The sequence below is a fragment of the Bacillus mesophilum genome, assembly GCF_008923265.1.
Lineage (GTDB): Bacteria > Bacillota > Bacilli > Bacillales > Cytobacillaceae > Cytobacillus > Cytobacillus mesophilum.
Map to the genome: position 1 here is coordinate 78,052 of NZ_WBOT01000003.1, position 23,719 is coordinate 101,770.

Sequence of the window (23,719 nt, forward strand, 5' to 3'; positions counted from 1 at the left end):
TGAGAGAGGAGGAGAGATGTGCATGTTATTGCATAACGACTGGCAGAAAATCTTGAAAAAAGAGATGGAAAAGCCTTATTTTCAGCATCTGATTGAGTTTATTGAGAAAGAATATGAACAGGAAACTGTATATCCTCCTAAACAGGATATTTTTAATAGTTTACATGATACCGCTTATGCTGAAACAAAAGTGGTTTTATTAGGTCAGGACCCATACCATGGACCAGGGCAGGCTCATGGATTGAGCTTTTCGGTAAAGCCTAGGGTGAAAATTCCCCCATCTCTACGAAATATGTATAAAGAGCTCGAGAGTGATTTAGGCATCCAGCCTGCAAATAATGGGTACCTAGTCAAATGGGCAAAGCAAGGTGTATTAATGTTAAATACCGTGTTAACTGTTCGGGAAGGCGAAGCTTATTCTCATCGCGGAAAAGGATGGGAACAATTTACTGATGAAATCATTAAAAGGTTGAATGAACGGGAAGAACCCGTTATCTTTATTCTTTGGGGCAAGCCAGCTCAAGAGAAGATGAAACTGTTAAATCTGGAAAAGCATCAGGTAATTACATCTCCACATCCAAGCCCGCTCTCGGCAAGAAGAGGCTTTTTTGGAAGCAGGCCATTCTCGAAGGTGAATGCCTTTTTAAGAGCAAAAGGGCAAAAAGAAATTGACTGGAAAATAGACGACATTTGACAAAATCTCGTATGTTTCATGTGAAACAGACAAAATTTGCGAAAGGCTGAAAGCAGGATGGACAACAAGAGAGTGGATTGTTTTAAGTGTAAATTCTTCTATATTACCTGGGATCAGCGCTATCCAAAAGGCTGCAGGGCATTTGAGTTTAAGACGAGCCGCCTGCCTTCGCTTGACGTTTATAGAGCTTCAGGACAGCGATGTTTGCGTTTTGAAAAGAAAAATTGATAAAATTTATATTAATGATGATCAGAGGTGAAAAACTTGAGTATATCTATTCAGCAGCTTTTAGGGAAAATAGAAAAAGAACTAAAGGAAGCAAAGGGTCTTTCTAAAAGCTCTTTAGTAAGAGAAAGAGTACATGCTATAAAATCAATTTGTGAGCTGATTCTAGAAGATGGCGGAGAAGAAACACAACAGCTAAGTTCTATGCCTGTTTCTTATTCTGTGCCCGTATCACAGCCGCTGCCAATGCCCCAGATCCTGCCGCAGAATCCTGCGCCAGCCATTCAGCCGGCAAAGCGTTTAGAGATGGAGGATGAGGCAAACGGAGATTCGCTGTTTGATTTTTAATACCTTAAAAAGTATATATTAGTCTCGGCATAGGAGAAAAACCGGCGCAGCAGCTAATTAAGAATAAAGGATAAGTGCTGCGAAGCCTTTGGCTTCGCCTGACAGGCTGCCAATCAGTAAATCTCTTTAATATGTATAGGAGCTTTAATCATATAGAAACGAAATGGGGAATTGGGATGAAATTGTTTATTATTCTTGGAGCAGTGAATGCCTTTTTATCTGTGGCTCTAGGTGCATTTGGTGCTCATGGTTTAGAAGGCAGAGTAGAGCCTAAATATTTGGAAACATGGAAGACAGGTGTTACCTATCAAATGTTCCATGCAACTGGCCTGCTTATTATTGGAGTTTTGCTTGGGAAATTGCCGGCAAGTTCCCTTCTATCAACTGCAGGATGGCTGATGATAGGAGGAATAATTTTATTCTCTGGAAGCTTATACGTGTTAACACTCACGAAAATTAGTGTGCTGGGAGCGATTACCCCGCTTGGCGGTTTGTCCTTTTTAGCTGCATGGGTATTGCTTATTATTGCAGCAGTGAAATATTTATAATACTAGAATCCGTCAGAAGACATCATATGTATTGCTTATAATATGGTAAACTGATTGTAAGTGAATAGAAACGAAGGAATTGGTGCTGAGCAATCAGCTTAATAGGGAATTCGGTGTAAAACCGAAGCTGTTTCCGCAACTGTAAGTGCTGACGAAATAAGAAGAAAACCACTGTTTGTTTCTCGCAAATGGGAAGGTCTTAAACTAGGATGAAGCACAAGCCAGGATACCTGCCAGCTCTGCAAGTATTTTACTCTTCGGAAGTTAAGAGAATTGTACGGTGTTAGTTTGATTGTATTTGGTGTGTAATCAAATATGGATAAATAGCCGGCCAATTTTTTGGGCGGCTTCTTTATATGGAGTAAAAGATCATTCACTTTTTTTGGCTGGATGCCCTGCCTAAAATTAAAGGCAAGTCTGCCCAATAGCATTGAAAGCATTCGCATTTTTAAAAAAGGGAGGTGGATGAACATGGAGAGAAAAGATAATCGCTTTTTATGCTATCCGTTTATGCGTGAAGCGGCTTCTACGGTTGATTATGAGATTCGTACAGATTCATTGACAACAAGAATTGGAGAAGCTGCTTCTTTAACTGAAGATATTCCAAAAGTGCATCAGGATTTAATGGGTCTTTTGCCGATGGCGTATCATCTGAATGGTTCAGTTCGCGGAAAACTGGCGATTGCAGAGGAAGATTTACAGGCGCTCAGCAGTCTTTACGATGAATACGCAGAGGAAGTGAAAGAAGAGATTAAAACGTTTCTCCTTCCTCAAGGAACGCAAGCGGCATGCGTTTTACATGTTTGCCGAAGTGAAGCAAAGAAGTCAGTTCGTGCCTTACATAAAGTCAGCCTGGAAAGAAATGTTCCAGAAATCTTGTTTGATTATACGCATTTGCTGGCCAATGTTTTATTTGTGATGGCAGTGTATGTCAATAAGATGAACGGCGTACAAGAAATAAAATTTACAAGCAAATCATATAAAGTCAGATAGGAGAATAAAAATGAAAAACAAAAAATTCGCAGGATGGTTCGCATCCTTCATGCTGGTTCTTTTCTTGGCTGCGTGTAACACAGCAGAAGATAACGCGGACAATAATGATCAAACAGAACAGCCGCAGGAAGAAGAATCAGCTTCTTATACTGTAACAGATGATATGGGAACAGAAGTGACGTTCGAACAAGTGCCAGAAACCGTTGTTTCACTGCAGCCCAGTAATACGGAAATTCTTTTTGCTTTAGATGCCGGAGATAAAGTAGTCGGTGTAACAGATGTAGATAATTATCCTGAAGAAGTCCAGGAAATCGAAAAGGTTTCTGATTCGATGACAGTAAATGCAGAGAAGGTCATTGAACTGAACCCAGATGTCGTGATCGCTTATACGGTTGGTGCGGAAGAACAGCTGCAGCCGATCATTGATTCAGGTATCCCTGTTTTTGTCATTCAGTCTGCTTTAACTTTTGAAGATGTATATGGAGATATTCAGCAAATCGCTGATGTAATGGGTGTAGGGGAGAAAGGCGAAGCGCTTGTTCAAAGCATTCAGGATCAAATCGCTTCAGTTGGTGAAAAGCTGGCAGGAGTGGAAGAAGACAAACAGCTTTATTTAGAGATTAGTCCTGCTCCAGACATCTATACAACAGGAAGCAACACATTCCAGCAGGAAATTTTAAAGGCTGCACATGTTGGTAATGTGTTTGGAGATCAAGAAGGATGGATTAAAGTATCAGAAGAAGACATCATCAGCCGTAATCCAGAAGTGATTGCAACTACCGTTAACTATGTTGATAATCCAATTGAAGAATTAAAGAGCCGTACAGGCTGGGACCAAATTACTGCTATTTCTGGCGATGCTGTGTACCAGCTTGACAGTGATATTACATCAAGACCAGGACCGCGAATCGGAGAAGCTGTGCAATTGGTGGCAGAAACCGTATATCCTGAAGTTTTTCAATAATCGTCCAATGAGAAAAGCGTGAAAGAAGATCCTTTCACGCTTTTTGTATGGATGTATTTATCTAGGATTATATTGAGTTAATCCCTGCACCCCGCCGAACGTAGGATAATCATACTCAATTTCTTCATCAAATGTTACATAATCTAAGTAGATCATTGGGATTAAGTATCGTATACCTGTTTCCGGATCACTCAAAATGAGATGATCTCTTCCAGCTGCTTCAATAAGACCTTTAAAAATGCGCGCATTCCATTCTGTATTGTTTTCAAATGTAGCGTAAACTGTCGCCAGCTTTCCTTTATTTAAGCGAAGAATGTTCTCGATATACGATTGCTCAATTGGCAGCATGCCAGGTACTTGCGGTGCCTGAGTTGGCGCTTGACCGCCAGTGGCTGGAAGCACTGCTCCAGATGGCATTTGCGGCGGATAGGCAACAGGCTGCTGAACAGGATAAGTATTTGCTTTAGGTGCTGCTGTGTAAGGTTGTTGCTGCTGCTGGTAACCATAATAAGGATATTGATTAAAATTTGATTGACTCACTTCTTTTCCCCTCCTAATGATTCCTATAATTTCAACATGCTAAAAAACAGTTGGACAATCCTGCCGCGTCGGCTGATAAAAGCAATGTGCCTTAAACCGCCCGGAATTCCATTGGTTATACCATTGAGCAGGGCAATTACCTGCAGGACGGAAAAACCACAAAGAATTGCTTGCAGGATGATTTCTCTGCCCTTTAATGGCTCTTCGGGCTAAATCAATTTCACCCTGTCTGGCTCCCTGATAAAAATAACCTTTCTGAGTCGCTTCAAAGCCGCCTGGAGTTTGATAGACCATTTGCCTAATGGATCGGATATCGCGAAAATCAAGACAGTCTGCCCGCACCCGGTTTACGCCAACATTGCCGACCATCAGCATGCCAAGATTTCCATCTCCCTCGGCTTCTGCTCTCATCAATCTTGCCAACAGTCTGACATCTTCTTCGTTGTACGCAATAACACCCATCCATTCACCCCCTAAGATGTTTTCTGGCTGATTGGTGAAATGTAAAATCTGGGTTATCAAAATAATTCAACTCACTATTTCATTCCTATGATGGAGCTTGTTTTTTTATGCCAACAAAATCATAATGCGAGATGAAATAAGGGCAGCCATGAAATTGAATATAAAAAACTCCCCAGGCAGTTTTGCCTGGGGAGCTGCAAGTATTAATTTACATGTAAAAAGTGGCTGACCTTGTCTTCTTCAAGCAGATTGCCAACAAAGAAAGAACCAAATTCGCCATAGCGGGCACTTACTTCATCGAATCTCATTTCATATACGAGTTTCTTAAATTGAAGGACATCATCTGAGAATAAGGTAACGCCCCATTCGTAATCATCAAAACCTACAGAACCGGAAATGATTTGTTTTACTTTTCCTGCATATTGACGGCCAATCATGCCGTGGCTTCTCATCATGCTGCGACGGTCTTCCATCGGAAGCATATACCAGTTATCTTCCCCTTGGCGGCGCTTGTCCATTGGGTAGAAGCAAACATATTTTGCTTTTGGAAGAATTGGATACAAGCGTGCCAGGATTTCAGGGCTTTGATAAGGATCCTGATCAGATGGCAGATAATTGCTCAGCTCTACTACTGAAACATAAGAGTGAGCAGGCATTGTAAATTCCGCAAACTTTGTTTTATTGAATTCAGTTTCAAGTTCATTCAGTTCTTCCATTGTTGGACGTAGAAGCATCATCATAAAGTCTGCTTTTTGGCCAACAACCGTATATAACGCATGGCTTCCTTTTTTCTCTGCCTGCGTCTTATTCCATTTTTCCACTAACGACAAGAATTCATGGATGGCTTCCTGGCGCTCTTCGCTTGAAAGCATCTTCCAAGTAGTCCAGTCCACAGTACGAAAATCATGCAACACATACCAGCCGTCTAGTGTCTTGGCTGCTTCACTCATGAAAATCACTCCTATATATGTACTTATCACAAAATAACTATAACATAGTTTGGCCATATATCATGTGAATAAAACTTGAAGAAAACACATTGATAATGGATCTTAAAAAAGCGAAAAGAGGCTGCGATAATTTAATGGATATTTTTAAACAAGAAATGAAATATTAACGTAAGAAACGGGTAATGTGAACAATAGATGACAGAAAAGAAAGACATTTCGGGTGTAAGCGATAACAAAATGGTGAAATCCTTGAAATTTATTATGTGTGGGGTATGCTAGAAAATGTAGATCATTTCGATTTGTGTTTAGGGTATATACATAAATTTTAATTGCTTGGAGGAATTGAATAATATGAGTGACTTATTCTCAGGATTAAAAGAAAAAGTAACAGGTAACAATTTAAAGATTGTCTTTCCTGAAGGACTTGACGAAAGAATTTTAACAGCAGCAGGCCGTCTTGCTGCAGAGAAGTCTATTACACCGATCTTAATCGGAAACATTTCAGAAATTGAAGCAAAAGCGAAAGATTTAAATGTCTCTTTAGAATCAGCTGAAATCTATGATCCAAACAACTTTGCGATGATGGACGAGCTTGTAGCTGCATTTGTTGAAAGACGTAAAGGAAAAGCAACAGAAGAGGATGCACGCAAAATCCTTCTGGATGAAAATTACTTCGGAACAATGCTTGTATACTTAAACAAAGCAGACGGGCTTGTCAGCGGAGCAGCTCATTCAACAGCTGATACGGTAAGACCGGCCTTGCAAATCATTAAAACAAAAGAAGGCGTAGGCAAAACGTCTGGCGTATTCATCATGGTACGCGATGAAGAAAAATATGTATTTGCGGATTGTGCCATCAATATCGCACCAGACAGCAATGACCTTGCTGAGATCGCGATTGAAAGTGCAAAAACGGCAAAAATGTTTGATATTGAACCACGCGTTGCGATGTTAAGCTTCTCCACAAAAGGTTCTGCAAAGTCTCCTGAAACAGAAAAGGTTGCAGCTGCTGTTCAAGAAGCACAAAAACGCGATCCTCTATTAATCTTAGACGGAGAATTTCAATTTGACGCAGCATTTGTTCCATCTGTTGCTGAAAAGAAAGCGCCAAACTCTCCGCTGCAGGGTGATGCGAATGTATTTGTATTCCCAAGCCTTGAAGCAGGAAACATTGGCTACAAGATTGCGCAGCGTTTAGGCAACTTTGAAGCGGTTGGTCCAATTTTACAAGGATTGAACCGTCCAGTGAATGACCTTTCCCGCGGCTGCAATGCAGAAGACGTTTATAAACTTGCCTTAATTACAGCAGCACAGGCTTTAAATCAATAAAATAGATGCTGGCCAGGCCCGAATGGGTCTGGCCATTTTTTATGGGGGAAGCATGGAGTAGGGGCGGGGAGTTTGAGTTTGGCGGACAAATGCGTGTTTTTGCGGATAAAAAAATTTAACGGCGGATATATTAAAATAACGGCGGAGATCCATAATTCTTGGGTATTTTAGAGTTGGTTTTTCTTATTTTTTCTTATATTTAAGACAATCCAAACTTTAAAATGGCTCATTTTCATTAAAATGGACCCAAGGTTGTGACCCCATTCTATTTTTTGTGCCTGAAAAAGGAATTCACCCTGTATTTCCCTCTAAGCATTCCCTTTTGTACAGCCTTTCACTATTGGCTTCATTCTTGCTATAATACTCTTGTTTACTAGAAATGTTTTTCCGAAAAGGGGATTTATAATATGAGTGCTGTTCAAGATTTATTGCAGCAAAAGCAATGGAGAATTATCGATGAATCCGTAACAGGACTTCACTTAAGCGCCTTGCATTCTTTTGGAATGGATGATAGCTTATGCGCCTCCATTGGAGCTGGAATATCACCTCCGACAGCGAGGAGCTGGGTGCACGGGAATACAGTCGTTCTTGGCATTCAGGATACAAAGCTGCCCTACTTAAAAGAGGGAGTGGCTTTTTTAAAGGATCAAGGCTATGACGTTATTGTCCGGAATTCGGGCGGTCTTGCTGTTGTTTTGGATGAAGGTGTATTGAATCTATCATTGCTATTTTCTGAGCATGAAAAAAGCATTGACATCAATCGCGGATATGAAGCCATGTGGCAGCTTATTAAGGAAATGTTTTCTGATTTTCATAAAGAGATAGAAGCGCGGGAAATTGTTGGTTCTTATTGCCCTGGCAGCTATGATTTGAGTATTGACGGCAAGAAATTTGCCGGTATATCTCAGCGCAGGCTGCGGGGAGGCATTGCCGTTCAAATTTATCTTTGCGTAAACAAAAGCGGAAGCGAACGCGCCGAACTAATTAAAGAGTTTTATGGAAGAGCAAAAAAGGATGCTGTCACAAAGCTCGTATATCCGGACATTGAACCGGGTGTTATGGCTTCGCTTTCAGAGTTGCTAAATACAGAGCTGACAATTAACGATCTAATGTTCCGCATTCTTAATGCTATTAAAAATAGAAGCGAGCACCTTTATTCAGCAGGAATGTCTCCTGAGGAAACGTCATTATATGAAGGCTACTTGAAAAGAGTCGTTGAACGGAATGCCAAGATTATGGCAGACATTATTTAATATCTGATCATTCAAAAGCCGTGAGCAAATCTGCTCACGGCTCTTTAATTGGTGCTGCTGCCAACTTCTCCATTAAGGCTATCTATTTTATAAAATTTGATGCAGTCAAAGAACGACCTTCTGGCCGGCTTGCCTTATGCTTGTCGGGGCTGAACGAGCCGCCTCCGCTTTTCAAGATGTCTAGCTCCGGGCGCTAGGGGCTCGAGGTCATAAGCCAATCTGTCCTAAAGGTTAAAGAACAACCTTTATGCCATCTTGTCTTATGCTTGTCGCCCCTGGGCGAGCGCCCTCCGCTTTTCAAGATGTCTAGCTCCGGGCGCTAGCCCCTCGAGGTCATAAGCCAATCTGTCCTAAAGGTCAAAGAAACGACCTTTATGCCATCTCGTCTTATGCTTGTCGGGGCTGAACGAGCGCCCTCCGCTTTTCTTGTTACTCAGCTACTTTTTCCAGGTTGCCATTTCGGTCCATTTTGAATTTGGTGGCTGGGCGTTCGTCTTCGTCTAGGATGGCGAGTTTTCGGGCTCTGTTCATAATGTTCATGAGTGTTTCGTAGTCCTCTTGAATAGTGACGGTGTTTTGTTCAAGTTTGCTGATTTTGGCTTCCAGCTCTTGGTTCTGTGATCTCAAATCGGCATTTTCGCGTTTGAGTCTTTGATTCTCCGATTTTAATATATCTGTTTGAATATCCGTGTGATTTAAAGTTTTCAAGTAAGCTATTACATCGTCTAATTCAATTCCAGACCGAGTGCTTGGCTGCGGAATAGAAGAATAGCTAGGAACATGGTAAACTGCTTCTTCCTCCAGCTCCATGCCTTCTGCTTCCTCTGTAAGCTCTGCAGTGCCCTCTAGTGCTGGCATTTCAAACTCAAAGGATTCTTCTGCTGGTGGAATAATAGATTCAATCTCTTGCATACTTGGCACTGGCGGTGAATAGAGCAGTTTCTTTTTGCCGGCTTGTTCTTTGCCTAGCATTCTCTGGCGCTGCTTTCTTTGTTTTTTGGCAAGCTGTAAAGCTTTTTCATAGCGATGTCTAACCACTGCATTCCAGCGGAAACCGCAAGCTGCCGAAGTCCGATTCAGTTTATCTCCAACCTCTTCAAACGCATTTAATTGCGTGCTGCCTTCACGAACATGTCTTAATACCGTTTCTGCGAGCAATAAGTCATTTTCATCAGTCCATGCATCTTGACGTATTTTCATATCCTCAACTCCCATATATCTTTTCACTTTTTCTGAAGCTCTATCTAAAGGATTGACAACATTGAAAGTATTTATACATCGATGTTTAACAGGATAGTAGAGTTTTTCAATAGATAGGTATGTTTTCTTACATGCACATGAAAATTTCACAAAAAGGACAAATAGACAACCTTCCGTCAGTAAATGAAGCAAATCCCTGTCATCATCCGCTTTACTATCCATTAAACTGGTTAAATACGTCTTTCATGCTAATCTCTGCAGCTTGCATTCAGTTTTGAAAAATTGTAAAATACCCTTTAGCTTATGTCGTTTTATGACGAAGAGAGGGTTGTAAAGATGGCAAACGAATTTCGTGTTTGCGACGATTGTCAGGCAGTGAATTTAAAGACGCTGATTCCGAAGCTGAAGGATATTGATGGAGAGGCAAAGATCGATATTGGCTGTCAATCCTATTGCGGTCCAGGCAGGAAGAAAACATTCGCCTTTGTTAATAATCGTCCGCTTGCAGCACTGACGGAAGAAGAATTAATGGAAAAAATCAATAACAAGCTAAAAAAATAAATCGCCTCCTGACCATTCGTCTTTAGGTGATTTTTTTTAATTCGATTATAGATTAGGTATTTCGGAGGCAGCTGTTAGTTAGTAGATTACCTGTTAGGGGTAAATGGGAAAAGTCGAAAATTTTTTTTGCTGTGCAGAAGCCTTGTCATGAAGCAGTTTTCCAATTTTGTTGGAAAAATGCCGCGTGAACGGATACTTAATTTTAGCTATAATGGACGAAACACATATATTAGAGTGGCTGTCTCAATCCACAGCCATTAGAACTGATCTTCAAGTTGACGGAGGGAAAGAATGGCTTATTCGTCGGAAAAATTAAGCGAAGAAAAAGTATTTAAAGATCCCGTGCACAGGTATGTTCATGTGAGAGACAGGCTGATTTGGGATTTAATTGGCACAAAGGAATTCCAGAGACTTCGAAGAATTAAACAGCTCGGCACTACCTATTTAACCTTCCATGGAGCAGAACACAGCCGTTTCAACCATTCCCTTGGGGTGTATGAAATTGTACGCAGGATTTCTGACGATGTGTTTAGAGGGAGGCCGGAGTGGAACGACGAAAATCGCCTCTTATCTTTATGTGCTGCCTTGCTTCATGATTTAGGACATGGTCCTTTTTCTCATTCCTTTGAAAAGGTGTTTGATTTAGATCATGAATATTTTACACAGGCGATCATTTTAGGAGATACCGAAGTGAACAAAGTGCTTCGCAGAGCTGGAGAAGATTTTCCGAAGAAAGTTCAGGAAGTCATTGCTAAAACCTCAAAAAATAAGCTGGTCATTAGTCTTATTTCCAGTCAGATTGATGCAGACCGGATGGATTACTTGCAGCGTGATGCTTATTTTACCGGTGTAAGCTATGGTCATTTTGATATGGAGAGAATTCTGCGTGTTATGCGGCCGCAGGAAGATCAGGTCGTGATCAAGCATAGCGGCATGCACGCAATTGAAGACTATATCATGAGCCGTTATCAAATGTATTGGCAGGTGTATTTCCATCCTGTTACCCGCAGTGCAGAGGTTATCCTCACAAAAATCCTGCACCGTGCAAAGGATTTATTTCAGCAAAAGTATGCATTTAAGCTGGAGCCTACTCACTTTTATTCCTTCTTTAAAGGCGAAGTAACAGTTGAAGATTATGTTAAGCTGGACGAATCGATTGTTCTTTATTATTTTCAAATGTGGCAGGAAGAGGAAGATTCGATCCTCAGAGATCTCTGCTGCCGGTTTATGGATCGCAATCTCTTTAAGTATGCCGAATTTGATCCTGCCAAGGAATATAAAAAGCTGGCTGAGCTGTCAAGGCTGTTTGAAAAAGTGGGTCTTGACCCTGAATATTACTTAGTTGTCGACTCATCGTCTGATTTGCCGTACGATTTTTACCGTCCAGGCGAAGAAGAAGAGCGTCTGCCAATCAATTTACAGATGAAAAATGGGGATATCCGTGAACTGTCGCGTGAATCTTCTATTGTGGAAGCTGTCTCAGGAAAAAGAAGAACAGATCATAAGCTTTATTATCCTGTTGATGTATTAAGAGACAATAGCACGAACCCCAAAATCAAAAAGCAAATTCGAGAGCTTTTGGAAATAAGTGAACGAATGTAATCAGGCCCCGATATGCAATAGACACAGTACTAATTGAAGTAGGAGATGACTTGCCTTGTTGAAAGACCACGCAAAGCTAATGCAGGCCATTGCTGATGCCGATGAAATTATTGGACGCAAAAAGTTGCAGAAAATGATCTATATTGCGAGGAAAATAGATTTTCCATTTCAAGAGCGGTTTCAATTTCATTTTTACGGACCTTATTCAGAAGAACTGACTTTAAGGGTGGAAGAGCTGTGCAATATGGGATTTGTAAATGAAGTAAAAGAGAAAAAAGGCGGCTATTATCAATACCGCTATACATTGACGGAAAGCGGCCGTGAATTTTTAGGCTTGCATGAAACAGATATGCCTTTTTTGCAGGAATGTTTAAAAGATATGAACGAGCAGAATGCCAGATTTCTTGAGCTTGTTTCGACGGTTTTATATTTTGATAATCTTCCTAAAGAAGAGGTATCGGAAAAAGTATTTACTCTCAAAAGCAAACAGCGTTATACGGATGAGGAAATCGAAGAGGCTTATGCGTATATAGAGTCTCTTAAAAATAAAGCTAGAGTGCACTGAGCAAGCAAATGGAAAGCCGGACTTATATAGAGTCCGGCTTTCATTGGTTATTCCTTGTCGCTTAAACGCACGCCTGCAACACCATAGTGGTTTTTTTGCATTTCTTCAATAAACACGACTACATTTTCTTTTGGAGCTCCAGTTGTTTCACTGACCGCATCTGTTACTTTTTCTACTAGTGCTTTCTTTTGATCCTCGGTACGGCCGCCCAGCATTTTAACTGTTACATATGGCATATGTAAAACCTCCTCTTGAAATAATTTGCATTCTAAAAGTAGTTTTTCATAAAATCGCCTTATATGCAAGCGCTGTTTCTGCCGTGATATTTTCACATTAGGGAGTAGATCATGTATAATTTTACTAGATGATTCCATACATATAAAAGAATGATCGAATATATTCAGTGAGGAGCTGGAGCTTTGGATTTTTTGGAGAGTGTGTTGGCGTTTCCTCTCAGTCAACTCCCATTTGTTATCATCACATTGATGATTGCTTTTACGGTGCATGAATTTGCCCATGCTTACACAGCTTATAAGTTTGGAGATCCGACGGCAAAAAATCAGGGAAGAGTCACATTAAATCCCATCCAGCATTTGGATCCAATCGGAACCATCTTAATTTTAATCGCTGGTTTTGGATGGGCGAGACCGGTGCCTGTCAATCGTTATCATTTTAAGAACCCGAAGCTAGCCGGTATAACGGTATCCATTGCCGGACCATTGAGCAATCTATTGATGGCCATTTTAGCTTTTATCATCTTTTATGGACTGGGCGGTCTTGGGGTATTACCATCAACCCCATTGTTTGTTATTGAATTTTTAGATACATTCATTAATTTAAATCTGGTGCTGTTTGTTTTTAATTTGCTGCCTCTGCCTCCATTAGATGGCTATCGAATAATAGAAGACTTAGCTCCAGCTAACATTAGAGCGAAAATGACACAATTTGAAGTGTATGGGTCACTCATTTTTATTATTCTCGTAATTACGCCTTTAGGCAATTATACGATTCAGCCGATTTTTGCAACAGTTTTACCTTTCCTTAGTCAAGGATTAGATGAGTTCTTTTATCGATTATTAATGACTTAATACGGAGGTTTAGAAGATGTCTGAGAAAAAGAAAAGCTTAGAATTTAACATTATCAAAAATGATCCAACTGAAGGGCATGGCGGCTTTGGAGCGGGAAGTTTCAGTCTGGATAATGTTTCACCGGTTATTATTGATGTCGATGCAGGGGAAGCTTCCATTGAAATTGGGGCGATGCATGCGAGAAGTGCAGTGGAGCGCGGCATTAAATTTTTGAAAACAAAAGAAGAAGTGCCAAACGGAAAGCCATACTGGCTTATTTGGGTGACGATTGACAGAAAAGAAGGCGGCCCATATTTTGCAGGTGTTACTGCCTGTGAAATGACGGTTGACCGTTCCATTCGCAGAGGCTATAAATCACTGCCGGAGCATGTAAACAGAATGGATAAATCAATGAAACATCATATCATCGTCGATCATATGGATGCGAAATCGAAAGAGATTTTAGCTCAATTCTTAAAAAGCCATGATGAGTCTATGTGGGAAAGATCTTCAGATCAGCTAAAAAAAGATTTGCAAGGGTAAAAGGTAAAAAAGTCCATAAATTTGTCTAAATTGTGACAGTTTGTTGACGTACTTTTCGAAACACTTGCTCAATGGAAATAAAAAAAGTAAACTAATTTACAGTGCAGATGCACGGTATAGAACTAGGACACGAAAAACCTCAAGGATTTTTTCCTTGAGGTTTTTCACATTTTTATCACATGTATACTTCTACCAGCTAAAAAATCTTCGGAACCACGGTACATCTTCCTCTGATTTCTCATCCTTGTGATCATCTTGTTTCTGTTCAGATTCTTCATATTGAGGAAGGTGGGAAGAGCAATATTCAGTCGGCTCGGTCCCGGATACAAAGTAGGTGAGCCGTTTTACAGGACAGTTCTGTGTAGCCAGCAGGCCTGATTCTGGTTCAATATAAACGCCAACTGTGCCTTTTGGCGCTTTGAATCCTTTTACAGTCATTCCTTTATGCGCTTCCTCCATAAATTCAGCCCAAATATCTTTTGCATAGACTTTATCGGCCGCAAGTTCTATTTTCTGCCCCTGATCATAGCCTGTCCACACGGCTGTCACAAGCTGAGGCGAAAAGCCAGCCATCCAGCTATCTGTTTCTGTTGATCCTGATTTGCCGGCATAAGGTCGGGTCAGTTCATCACTCAAGGTGCTGCCGGTTACACTGGTATACCCATTTAATCTTCTATCAAATATGCCTGTCATCATATGGGCGGTAACAAACGCCAAATCTGGCTTTAATATTTGCTCTGTGCTGTTTTTATTTTCATAGATGATTTCGCCCTTATGGTTTTCAACCTTGGTGATTAAAACAGGGGAGACATCTTTTCCTCCGTTTGCAAGCATGCTATAGGCGCCCGCAAGCTCAATTACCCGAATGCCCGAGGTTCCAAGGGCAAGGGATGGAACCTCAGCCATTTCAGATGAAATACCGAATTTCTTCACGGTGTCTACAAGCGTATCTTCTCCTAAAAACAAGTGAGTTTTAACCGCATATATATTGTCCGAGAGGGCGAGTGCCTGCATCATCGTAATCTCGCCATCCGCATATTTGCTATTAAAATTATGCGGAGAATATTCAGCTCTCCCATCATCAAAACGGAAGGTCGTTGGTTCACTGCGAACCATTGTAGCGGGCGTAAAACCATTTTCGAGGGCTGCATAATAGAGAAGCGGCTTAATGGTAGAACCAGGCTGTCTTACCGCTTGTATGGCTCTGTTAAAAGAACTTTCTTCATAATCCCGGCCGCCAACCAATGCTTTTACATGGCCCGTTTTTGGATCCATCGCCACTAGCCCCGTTTGGATATCACTTTCAGAAGATAGGATCTTTTCCACGGTATCTTCGGCTATTTTTTGCTGTTTTAGATCAAGTGTCGTATAGACCTTTAGTCCCCCTGTTTCAATGGTGCGTTCATCCAGCTTCAGCTGATTTTTTAATGCTGAGCGGACGGCATCCTGAAAGTACGGTGCGGTCTCCGTCTGGTTGTGAGGGTGCTCGCCAATGATAGTAAGCTGTTCATTAATGGCTGTTTCAATATCAGCTTTTTGAATGTAACCATCCTCATGCATGGTCGTTAAAATAATCTTTTGTCTCGATTTTGCTTTTTCAAGAGAGGAAAGGGGTGAGTAAATGCTTGGCCCTTTCGGAATGCCTGCCAGCATGGAGGCCTCAGCAAGTGTAAGCTCACCAGTATCCTTCCCAAAGTAAAACTGGCTTGCCGCCTGTGCACCATACGCACCATTTCCGTAATAAATGGTGTTTAAATAGCCTTCTAATATTTCATCTTTTGTATAATTCATTTCCAGGCGAATCGTATAAAACGCTTCGCGCAGTTTTCGTTTCCATGTTTTTTCATGGGCGAGAAAGAGATTGCGGGCATATTGCTGAGTGATGGTACTTGCTCCTTGAACCTTTGCCATTGCTTTAAGATCAGCAAGAGCAGCACCGGCAATTCGTTTATAGTCAAAGCCGTTATGTTCATAAAAGCTTTTATCCTCAATGGCAATGGTGGCATTGATCAGTTCTGGGCTCATGTCCTTCAGTCTTGCCCAATATCGCTTCTCCCCATTATGACTTTCACCGATGACTGTTCCGTCATCAGCCATAATTAAAGAAGATTGAGGCACCGTCAGCGGCGGCGGCCCGAGTACCTTTGCGTAGACTAAAATACCGATCACCAAAAGGATTGAAATCCCGAGCATAATGAGCGCCGCAAAAAATAAGGCACGCAAATATTTAAACGTTTTCCGAAACCGCTGATCCGTCATAATCTCCATTCAAGCCACCCCGCTTTCATCTTTGTATAAATTTCCACTTCTACTAGTATTTAAATAACTTTGTTATTTTAAACATGAAAGTGTTAAAAAGAATGCTTATTCCCGGTAACCATTAAAATAAAAAGTATTAGTTTTCAGGTTTATAGAAGAGAAAGAGGGGTTGGTAGATTTCCACTTCAGGGTAATCGCTTTTTTCGGATGGAAGCCTTAGCCTCATCGCGCTCCCACGCCTGTCGGGACTCAACCTATCCAATTATCCCCCAGGAGTCTCGCGCCCTTCCGTTCCATAGTTTTGTAAAACAGGACAAAACAGTCACTCATAAGATTTTTTTCTCTTGCATTTTCGCTAGAATCAACTATACTTTTTCTGATGTTTGTATTTATGCCTTTAGGGAACTATAAAGGTTGAATCTTTGTTTCCTTTTAGAAGGAAAATACTTTTTTAAAAAGAAAGGGTTGAATAAAATGGGTCTTTGGTTTACTGAGAAACAAACAGATCATTTTGGTATTACAATGAAGGTTAAGCGCACTTTACATACAGAACAGACAGATTTTCAAAAACTAGATATGGTCGAGACAGAAGAATGGGGCAACATGCTTTTACTTGATGATATGGTCATGACTTCTGTGAAAGATGAATTCGTTTACCATGAGATGGTTGCGCATGTTCCATTATTCACACATCCAAATCCAGAAAATATTCTTGTAGTAGGCGGCGGTGACGGCGGCGTTATTCGTGAAGTGCTGAAGCACCCAAGCGTGAAAAAAGCAACACTTGTTGATATCGATGGGAAAGTAATCGAATACTCTAAAAAGTATCTGCCGGAAATTGCAGGCATGCTTGATGATCCTCGTGTGGATGTTCAAGTCGATGATGGCTTTATGCATATTGCCAATAGCGAAAATGAGTATGATGTCATCATGGTTGATTCAACTGAGCCTGTTGGCCCAGCGGTTAACTTATTCACAAAAGGCTTCTATGCAGGCATTTCAAAGGCATTAAAGGAAGACGGAATCTTTGTTGCACAATCAGATAATCCTTGGTTCAAAGCAGATTTAATTCGCGACGTTCAAAAGGATGTTAAAGAAATTTTCCCGATCACACGCCTTTACACGGCAAACATTCCAACATATCCAAGCGGAATGTGGGCATTCACAGTAGGTTCAAAAAAGCATGATCCATTAGAAGTGAGCGAAGAGCGCTTCCATGAGATTGAAACGAAATATTACACGAAGGAGCTTCATAAAGCTGCATTCGTATTGCCTAAATTTGTACAAGATCTAGTGAAATAATAAAAGGAAGCAGGCTCATGCCTGCTTTTATACATAAAGCGAGGGATAAAAGACATGCGTTTTGATGAAGCTTATTCTGGTAATGTGTTTATTAAAAGTCATCCGAATTACGAGGAAAGCGAAGCGGTATTATACGGAATGCCGATGGATTGGACCGTCAGCTATCGCCCAGGTTCACGCTTTGGCCCAGCGCGCATACGCGAGGTATCAATTGGACTTGAAGAATATAGTGCATACCTTGACCGTGAACTAGAGGAAGTAAAATACTTTGATGCAGGCGATATTCCACTTCCATTCGGTAACCCGCAAAAAAGCATTGAGATGATCGAAGAATACGTCGATGGACTTTTAAAAGACGGCAAGTTTCCACTTGGCATCGGCGGTGAGCATCTCGTTTCATGGCCGGTTATTAAGGCAATGTATAAAAAATATCCTGACCTGGCGATTATTCACATGGATGCTCATACTGACCTTCGCGATGATTATGAAGGCGAGCCTTTATCACACTCAACACCGATCAAAAAGGCAGCACAGTTAATCGGCCCTCCAAATGTATACTCCTTTGGCATCCGTTCCGGCATGAAAGAGGAATTTCAATGGGCAAAGGAAGCTGGCATGCACATTTCAAAATTTGAAGTGCTTGAGCCACTAAAAGAAATTCTGCCTAAGCTTGCTGGCCGACCGGTATACGTAACAATCGATATTGACGTGCTCGACCCAGCCCACGCTCCTGGAACAGGAACAGTTGATGCAGGCGGCATCACCTCTCGTGAACTGCTCGCATCGATTCATGAAATTGCCCGTTCTGAAGTAAATGTTGTCGGCGCTGACCTTGTAGAGGTAGCTCCGATTTACGATCACTCAGAACAAACAGCAAATACAGCAAGCAAACTTCTGCGTGAGATGATTCTTGGGTGGATTCAGAAATAAGAAATGAACGGAGACGATGGTCTCCGTTTTTTTGTACTTTAAAGGATTCAGCATTCTAGAACTAATGAAATAAGTGAAAATAGGGTAAAATGCATTATTAGTAGCAATTCTAGGTGGTGAACGAGCCTTTTTTGTACTATACTAAAAAGGTTATCCAAGAAATATAAGCAAAGGAAGTGTAAGAATGGCGAATCTTCCTGCAGAGCAAATGCCGGTAAAAATAAACGTAAAGACGGTTATCCGAGACCGTGGCGAAAAGCAAACCTTCGATCTGACAGCCTTTGGCCGTTTTCATCAAAAAGGAGAAGCACACTTTTTGCAATATGATGAAAACATGGAAGCTGGCACGGCAAAAACGATTATTAAAATGGGCGATCAAGATGGGGTCATTTTAAGAAGCGGCGCTGTCAAAATGCGCTTGCCATTTCGGCTTAACAAGAAAATGAGAGGCAGCTATGAACTGCCATATGGCACTCTTGAGATGTTAACCACAACGAAGAGATTTGACCATACATATAATGAAACAACAAAACAAGGCTCGATTGAGCTTCTATATGAGTTGAAAACACAAGGTGCGAATACAGGCACTTATCATCTAAAGATTACGTTTGAGGAGGATGCAAAGTGAATATAGTCGAACAAGTTCAAAGTAAGTTAAAAGAAGAAATTGAAGCGGCGGTTGTGAAAGCAGGTCTGGCAGAAAAAGAGCAGATTCCCGCTGTTGTTTTAGAAACACCAAAGGAAAAAGCTCATGGGGATTACTCCACAAATATGGCAATGCAGCTTGCGCGTGTGGCCAAAAAAGCACCGCGTGTGATCGCTGAAGAATTAATTAAAGGCTTTGATCAATCGAAGGCTTCTATTAAAAAAATGGAGATTGCGGGTCCTGGTTTTATCAATTTCTACATGGACAATAGTTATCTAACGAATCTCATTCCAACGGTGTTGGAAGCAGGAAGCAGCTATGGGGAAACAGCAACTGGCAATGGTCAGAAGGTTCAAGTCGAGTTCGTTTCTGCAAACCCGACAGGAGATCTGCATCTTGGACATGCCCGCGGTGCAGCAGTAGGTGACTCTCTAAGCAACATCCTGCAAAAAGCAGGCTATGAGGTATCAAGAGAATATTATATTAATGATGCCGGCAACCAAATCAACAACCTGGCACTATCCGTTGAAGCGCGTTACTTCCAGGCTCTGGACTTAGAAAAAGAAATGCCTGCGGATGGATATCACGGCGAAGACATTATTGGCATTGGGAAAATGCTTGCTGAAGAATATGGCGACAAATATGTTGAGGCGGATGAAAAAGAGCGTTTTGACTTCTTCCGCTCATACGGATTGAAATATGAAATGGAAAAGTTAAAGAATGACCTTGAAGATTTCCGTGTTCCATTTGATGTCTGGTATTCAGAAACATCCTTATATCATAATGGAAAAATCGACGTCGCTCTTGATGCGCTAAGAGAGAACGGACATATCTATGAAGAAGACGGTGCAACATGGTTCCGCTCAACTACTTTTGGTGATGATAAAGACCGCGTTTTAATTAAAAATGACGGCTCTTATACGTATTTAACACCAGATATTGCTTATCACAAAGACAAGCTTGAGCGCGGTTTTGAAAAGCTGATTAATATTTGGGGAGCAGACCACCATGGCTATATCCCTCGTATGCAAGCAGCGATCCAGGCATTAGGCTATGATAAAGATGCACTGGAAGTAGAAATCATTCAGCTTGTTCATTTATACAAAAACGGCGAAAAAATGAAAATGAGCAAACGTACAGGTAAGGCTGTTACCATGCGTGATCTGGTAGAAGAAGTTGGATTAGATGCAACTCGTTACTTCTTTGCGATGAGAAGTGCTGATACGCACCTTGATTTTGATTTGGATCTTGCTGTATCACAATCAAATGAAAACCCAGTGTATTATGCGCAATATGCACACGCACGGATCTCAAGCATTCTGCGTCAAGGCAGTGAGCAAGGTTTCGAATTCGATCACCAAGCTGACTTTTCATTAATTGAAGCGGAAAAAGAAATGGACGTATTGAAAAAGATCGGTGAATTCCCGCAAGCCGTTTCAGAGGCAGCGTTAAGACGTACACCGCACAGAATTACCAACTATATTTTTGATTTAGCTTCTACTTTCCACAGCTTCTATAATGCTGAAAAAGTACTGGATGCTGAACATCCGGAAAGAACAAAAGCTAGACTGGCTCTTATTAAAGCCGTCCAAACCACATTAAAAAATGCCCTTGCATTAATCGGCGTTTCTGCACCAGAAAAAATGTAAGTACAGTTTGTCCTCCTGCGAGAGAGCAGGGGGATTTTTTTATGTGCTAAAATAGCGATTTGATAGGAAAGTCGTTCTGTTTGATAGGAAAATCATAATTTTTGATAGGAAAGCTGGAGAATTTGATGGTAAATTGCTCAAATTTGATAGGAAAGCACATATATTTGATAGGAACACGATCCAGACCAAAAAGGAGTAACTTCTGTAATCACTAAAATCCAGGGATTGATCGAAAAAACGGCGTAAATGACGGAAAACAGGTTCGAAATGACCGAAAAGCAAACCAATTTGACCGAAAAACATTGGGAAATGATCGAAAACCTCTGGGAAATGACCGAATGCCAGCTCATTCATGAAATTATCAGCTGATTTGAGCGGTTACAGCTCACCTAATATCGAGAAACCAAAAGTCCAGAATAAATTACCGAAATTCCAAAAATAATAACATATCTAAAGCTGACAAACTTCAACTCCTCTTGTATAAAATCTCTCCATATATTATTTTCATTAAGGGAAATACTATCAAAAATGGATGTTAAACGAGGAGGATTACAATGAAAATTGTTATTTTGGCTACACTTACCGGTTTTTTAGTAGGATTTCTTTTTGCGCTATTAAAGCTGCCGATTCCAGCTCCGCCGGCTTTACCGGGGATTATGGGGATTGTGGGTATTTATTTAGGCTTTAAAGCGTTTGAAGTGATTGCGCCATGGTTTCAGGAATTAATGAAATAGAAAAAGCGGCCCCAGGCCGCTTTTATTTCCATTCTACTGCTCCGCCAGATATTCTTTTTACCCCTCTAATTTTACTGATATCCTCAATAAGCTTTAATACAGCCTGATCTTTTGCTTTCGCTTCAATCATAAAATCAACATCCACATTCAAATTATGAAGTACGCTCAGCAGCGGTTTTAAAAATTCAACATCAACAAAGTCCGCATGGGAGCGGAAGGCTTTTTCATTTTTAGGAGAGGAAATATGGATTTTGGGAGGCTGTCCGGTATGTCCCCAAGTTGCAAAGGTGCGCGGCAGGAACTCTTCTAGCGTCAATTCTCCCAGGTTGGCCATGTGATGATGATAATCAAAGACAAACGGAACGCTTTCTTTTTCACAGGCAAGCAAAGTTTCGTCTGTATTATACGTTTTATCATCGTTCTCCAGCGTCATCTGCTTCTTAATGTGCAGCGGCAGCTCTTTCAGATTTTCATAAAAGCGAACAATGGTTTTTTCCTTGTCTCCATAAGAACCGCCAATGTGAATATTGATATAGCTTTGCTGTGCCAGTCCCATTGCTTCAAACATCCGATAATGATATCCCATATCCTTGACCGCATTGGCTGTTACTTCTTCGCGCGGAGAAGTAAATAGCGTGAACTGATTGGGGTGAAAGCTGACCCGCAATTGATGCTCTTTGACAAGCTGGCCGATTTCTAACCAGCTGTCCCGAAAAGGCGTGGTAAAATCCCACATTACCTCAGGATGTGTAGCCAGCGGAACAATTGAACTGGACATGCGGTATATTTCCAGCTGATGAGCAATATTATAATGCAGCATTCGTTTCGTATTCGCTAAGTTGGCTGCCGTTACGGAAAGTAATTTTTCCTTCCGTTCTTCCTTGCCGAGCTGTGAGTAGCGGGCAAAGGTTAATGCCTTTGAAGGGGAGGAGTCCCATAGGCTAATTGCTGTTGATACATAGCCAAATCGTATTTTCATGTAAAACACCTGCTTTTTCTATACACCTAATGCCATATGTACCATGGCTTCCGCTTCCATTAAAGGAAACTGGCAACACTGCGTGCGATGGTTTCTTTAAATAGGGTAGCTGGATTGAGCGTATTTAGTTCTTTTAACGTTACCCGTTTTGAGTTCGAGATATCCTTCTTCAAGACATCCCTCACCATTTTAATAAATGCTTCGTCAAAAATATAGCAATTGATTTCTTCGTTTAAAAATAAGCTCCTTTTGTCCAGATTGGCAGTTCCAATATCGCATATGCTCTCGTCAACGACCATGACTTTTGCATGGTAAAAACCATGTAAATACTCGTAAACGTATGCACCTTCTTTAATGAGCCTTCGCAGGTGCTGAAAAGAAGCTTCCTTAACAAGTAAATGGTCTGTTTTTTTAGGAACAAGTATGTGAATATCTACGCCCCTCTTCAAGGCATGGCAAAGGTCATCCATCAGTCTTTTGCTTGGAATAAAATAAGGAGTGCCGATGATCACTGAAGATTTAGCATTTCTAATGAAAGCAGAAAAACTTCCTTCCAAATAAACACCATCTGTCGGCATGATCTGATGGCGGATGGGTCCCTTAGGCAATTCGGGAAAATAGATGGAATTGCTTAATAAATTGGTTTTGGTTGCTTTATGCCAATCTTTTAGAAATCCGGCCTGAAGATCTCGGACACCATCATTAGTTATTTTTAAATGATAATCCCGCCACGGTGACAATTTCGGATCGTTGTTCATGTATTCCTTGCCAATATTAAATCCGCCGATATAGCCTGTTTTTCCATCGATAACGGTAATTTTACGATGGTTGCGTGTTTGAGAGGAGTAAAACAAAAAAGGAGGCTTTGGCGCGTTAGCATATGAAAATTGTATTCCTTGGCTCTTCAGCATTGGAACGACGTTCTTGCGAAGAGGAAAGCTGCCGACCCAATCGAGTAACACCCTAATTTCTACTCCTTCTCTCGCTTTGTCACATAAAATGCCAAAAAACTCCTTGCTGATTTCATCATCTTTTACAATATAAAACATCACATGAATATGTTGTTTCGCTGTTCGCATTCCAGTAAAAAGATCCGTGTAGAGTTCAAGACCTGATGTAAATAATTGAATTTCGCTTTCACGTGTAATTGGATCGAACATATCCGTCTTTTTTTTATGTGCTTTTTTACCGAGCTGAAAATCAATAACGATCCAGACGATTAAAACAAGGCAAACCAATAAAATCGTTTGAAGTATAGTCAATAGCATCAGCTCCTTAAGCGTTTCTCTATAGTATCTCCGCAAATAACATTTCTATCATAGATGAATTATTATCGAGAAAATTGTGTTTATGTATTGACTGAATGCTCATTCAT

At 40.9% G+C, this 23,719-nt stretch carries 25 protein-coding genes and 1 riboswitch; of the genes, 17 read left to right on the top strand and 8 right to left on the bottom strand.

Annotation, left to right across the window (positions count from 1 at the left end; translation table 11 throughout):
• Window positions 1-16: 16 nt before the first annotated feature.
• From F7732_RS10145 to F7732_RS10170, 5 genes are all read left to right on the top strand, one after another.
• A complete protein-coding gene (locus F7732_RS10145; RefSeq protein ID WP_151573767.1) occupies window positions 17-694 on the top strand; it encodes a uracil-DNA glycosylase in 678 nt (225 codons plus the stop codon).
• A 255-nt stretch (window positions 695-949) separates the two neighbouring features.
• Entirely contained in the window at window positions 950-1,267 is a 318-nt protein-coding gene (locus tag F7732_RS10155) for a YwdI family protein (protein WP_240056592.1), read from the top strand.
• Window positions 1,268-1,443: 176 nt separating this feature from the next.
• Window positions 1,444-1,815: a DUF423 domain-containing protein gene (locus F7732_RS10160; RefSeq protein ID WP_151573769.1), complete on the top strand. Its 372-nt coding sequence runs from the start codon at window positions 1,444-1,446 to the stop codon at window positions 1,813-1,815.
• A 63-nt stretch (window positions 1,816-1,878) separates the two neighbouring features.
• A riboswitch (cobalamin riboswitch) is annotated at window positions 1,879-2,067 on the top strand.
• A 213-nt stretch (window positions 2,068-2,280) separates the two neighbouring features.
• Window positions 2,281-2,808, top strand: coding sequence for a hypothetical protein (locus F7732_RS10165; protein WP_151573770.1), 528 nt, complete (start codon window positions 2,281-2,283; stop codon window positions 2,806-2,808).
• A 10-nt stretch (window positions 2,809-2,818) separates the two neighbouring features.
• Complete coding sequence (locus F7732_RS10170; protein ID WP_151573771.1) at window positions 2,819-3,772, top strand: ABC transporter substrate-binding protein; 954 nt, start codon at window positions 2,819-2,821, stop codon at window positions 3,770-3,772.
• A gap of 57 nt (window positions 3,773-3,829) precedes the next feature.
• Here F7732_RS10170 and gerQ read toward each other — a convergent pair whose 3' ends face one another.
• From gerQ to hemQ, 3 genes are all read right to left on the bottom strand, one after another.
• Window positions 3,830-4,312, bottom strand: coding sequence for a spore coat protein GerQ (gene gerQ / locus F7732_RS10175; protein ID WP_240056593.1), 483 nt, complete (start codon window positions 4,310-4,312; stop codon window positions 3,830-3,832).
• 39 nt (window positions 4,313-4,351) lie between these two features.
• Window positions 4,352-4,774 carry a cell wall hydrolase gene (locus F7732_RS10180; protein ID WP_151573772.1) on the bottom strand — a complete coding sequence of 141 codons (423 nt, stop codon included), beginning with the start codon at window positions 4,772-4,774 and terminating at the stop codon, window positions 4,352-4,354.
• 203 nt (window positions 4,775-4,977) lie between these two features.
• Window positions 4,978-5,724 (bottom strand): hydrogen peroxide-dependent heme synthase, encoded by a 747-nt coding sequence (hemQ, locus tag F7732_RS10185; protein WP_066442245.1) that lies wholly within the window; start codon window positions 5,722-5,724, stop codon window positions 4,978-4,980.
• A 351-nt stretch (window positions 5,725-6,075) separates the two neighbouring features.
• On the opposite strand from hemQ, the gene pta reads away from it, so the two are divergent.
• On the top strand, window positions 6,076-7,053 hold the full coding sequence (gene pta, locus F7732_RS10190; protein ID WP_066442247.1) for a phosphate acetyltransferase: 978 nt from the start codon (window positions 6,076-6,078) through the stop codon (window positions 7,051-7,053).
• A 407-nt stretch (window positions 7,054-7,460) separates the two neighbouring features.
• Entirely contained in the window at window positions 7,461-8,306 is an 846-nt protein-coding gene (gene lipL / locus F7732_RS10195; protein ID WP_151573773.1) for an octanoyl-[GcvH]:protein N-octanoyltransferase, read from the top strand.
• 429 nt (window positions 8,307-8,735) lie between these two features.
• On the opposite strand, the gene F7732_RS10200 is transcribed toward lipL, so the two are convergent.
• Entirely contained in the window at window positions 8,736-9,506 is a 771-nt protein-coding gene (locus F7732_RS10200) for an RsfA family transcriptional regulator (RefSeq protein ID WP_151573774.1), read from the bottom strand.
• A gap of 336 nt (window positions 9,507-9,842) precedes the next feature.
• Between F7732_RS10200 and F7732_RS10205 the strand changes: the two genes are divergently transcribed.
• The 3 genes from F7732_RS10205 to F7732_RS10215 all read left to right on the top strand — a co-directional run bounded on the left by F7732_RS10205 (window position 9,843) and on the right by F7732_RS10215 (window position 12,234).
• A complete protein-coding gene (locus F7732_RS10205; RefSeq protein ID WP_151573775.1) occupies window positions 9,843-10,067 on the top strand; it encodes a YuzB family protein in 225 nt (74 codons plus the stop codon).
• Between the two features lie 291 nt (window positions 10,068-10,358).
• Entirely contained in the window at window positions 10,359-11,669 is a 1,311-nt protein-coding gene (locus F7732_RS10210; RefSeq protein WP_151573776.1) for an HD domain-containing protein, read from the top strand.
• Between the two features lie 55 nt (window positions 11,670-11,724).
• A complete protein-coding gene (locus F7732_RS10215) occupies window positions 11,725-12,234 on the top strand; it encodes a YwgA family protein (protein ID WP_151573777.1) in 510 nt (169 codons plus the stop codon).
• 47 nt (window positions 12,235-12,281) lie between these two features.
• Here F7732_RS10215 and F7732_RS10220 read toward each other — a convergent pair whose 3' ends face one another.
• Window positions 12,282-12,470, bottom strand: a complete 189-nt coding sequence (locus F7732_RS10220) for a 2-hydroxymuconate tautomerase (protein ID WP_066442257.1) — start codon at window positions 12,468-12,470, stop codon at window positions 12,282-12,284.
• A gap of 192 nt (window positions 12,471-12,662) precedes the next feature.
• Here F7732_RS10220 and F7732_RS10225 point away from each other — a divergent pair, with 192 nt between their 5' ends.
• Both F7732_RS10225 and F7732_RS10230 read left to right on the top strand, forming a co-directional pair.
• Window positions 12,663-13,322 carry a site-2 protease family protein gene (locus F7732_RS10225; protein WP_151574486.1) on the top strand — a complete coding sequence of 220 codons (660 nt, stop codon included), beginning with the start codon at window positions 12,663-12,665 and terminating at the stop codon, window positions 13,320-13,322.
• Window positions 13,323-13,338: 16 nt separating this feature from the next.
• Window positions 13,339-13,845, top strand: a complete 507-nt coding sequence (locus F7732_RS10230) for a YwhD family protein (RefSeq protein WP_151573778.1) — start codon at window positions 13,339-13,341, stop codon at window positions 13,843-13,845.
• A gap of 189 nt (window positions 13,846-14,034) precedes the next feature.
• Here F7732_RS10230 and F7732_RS10235 read toward each other — a convergent pair whose 3' ends face one another.
• Window positions 14,035-16,113, bottom strand: a complete 2,079-nt coding sequence (locus F7732_RS10235) for a transglycosylase domain-containing protein (protein ID WP_151573779.1) — start codon at window positions 16,111-16,113, stop codon at window positions 14,035-14,037.
• A 465-nt stretch (window positions 16,114-16,578) separates the two neighbouring features.
• Here F7732_RS10235 and speE point away from each other — a divergent pair, with 465 nt between their 5' ends.
• From speE to F7732_RS10260, 5 genes are all read left to right on the top strand, one after another.
• A complete protein-coding gene (gene speE, locus F7732_RS10240; RefSeq protein ID WP_066442262.1) occupies window positions 16,579-17,406 on the top strand; it encodes a spermidine synthase in 828 nt (275 codons plus the stop codon).
• A 54-nt stretch (window positions 17,407-17,460) separates the two neighbouring features.
• A complete protein-coding gene (gene speB, locus F7732_RS10245; RefSeq protein ID WP_080843800.1) occupies window positions 17,461-18,336 on the top strand; it encodes an agmatinase in 876 nt (291 codons plus the stop codon).
• Between the two features lie 184 nt (window positions 18,337-18,520).
• On the top strand, window positions 18,521-18,964 hold the full coding sequence (locus F7732_RS10250; RefSeq protein WP_151573780.1) for a YwiB family protein: 444 nt from the start codon (window positions 18,521-18,523) through the stop codon (window positions 18,962-18,964).
• Entirely contained in the window at window positions 18,961-20,631 is a 1,671-nt protein-coding gene (gene argS / locus F7732_RS10255) for an arginine--tRNA ligase (protein WP_151573781.1), read from the top strand. Before F7732_RS10250 ends, argS begins: the two co-directional genes overlap by 4 nt.
• 554 nt (window positions 20,632-21,185) lie before the next feature.
• Entirely contained in the window at window positions 21,186-21,365 is a 180-nt protein-coding gene (locus F7732_RS10260) for a XapX domain-containing protein (protein WP_151573782.1), read from the top strand.
• Between the two features lie 22 nt (window positions 21,366-21,387).
• Here the strand turns inward: F7732_RS10260 and uvsE are convergent, their stop codons facing one another.
• A complete protein-coding gene (gene uvsE, locus F7732_RS10265) occupies window positions 21,388-22,344 on the bottom strand; it encodes a UV DNA damage repair endonuclease UvsE (protein ID WP_151573783.1) in 957 nt (318 codons plus the stop codon).
• A 59-nt stretch (window positions 22,345-22,403) separates the two neighbouring features.
• Window positions 22,404-23,612, bottom strand: coding sequence for a cardiolipin synthase (gene cls, locus F7732_RS10270; RefSeq protein ID WP_151573784.1), 1,209 nt, complete (start codon window positions 23,610-23,612; stop codon window positions 22,404-22,406).
• Between the last annotated feature and the right edge of the window lie 107 nt (window positions 23,613-23,719).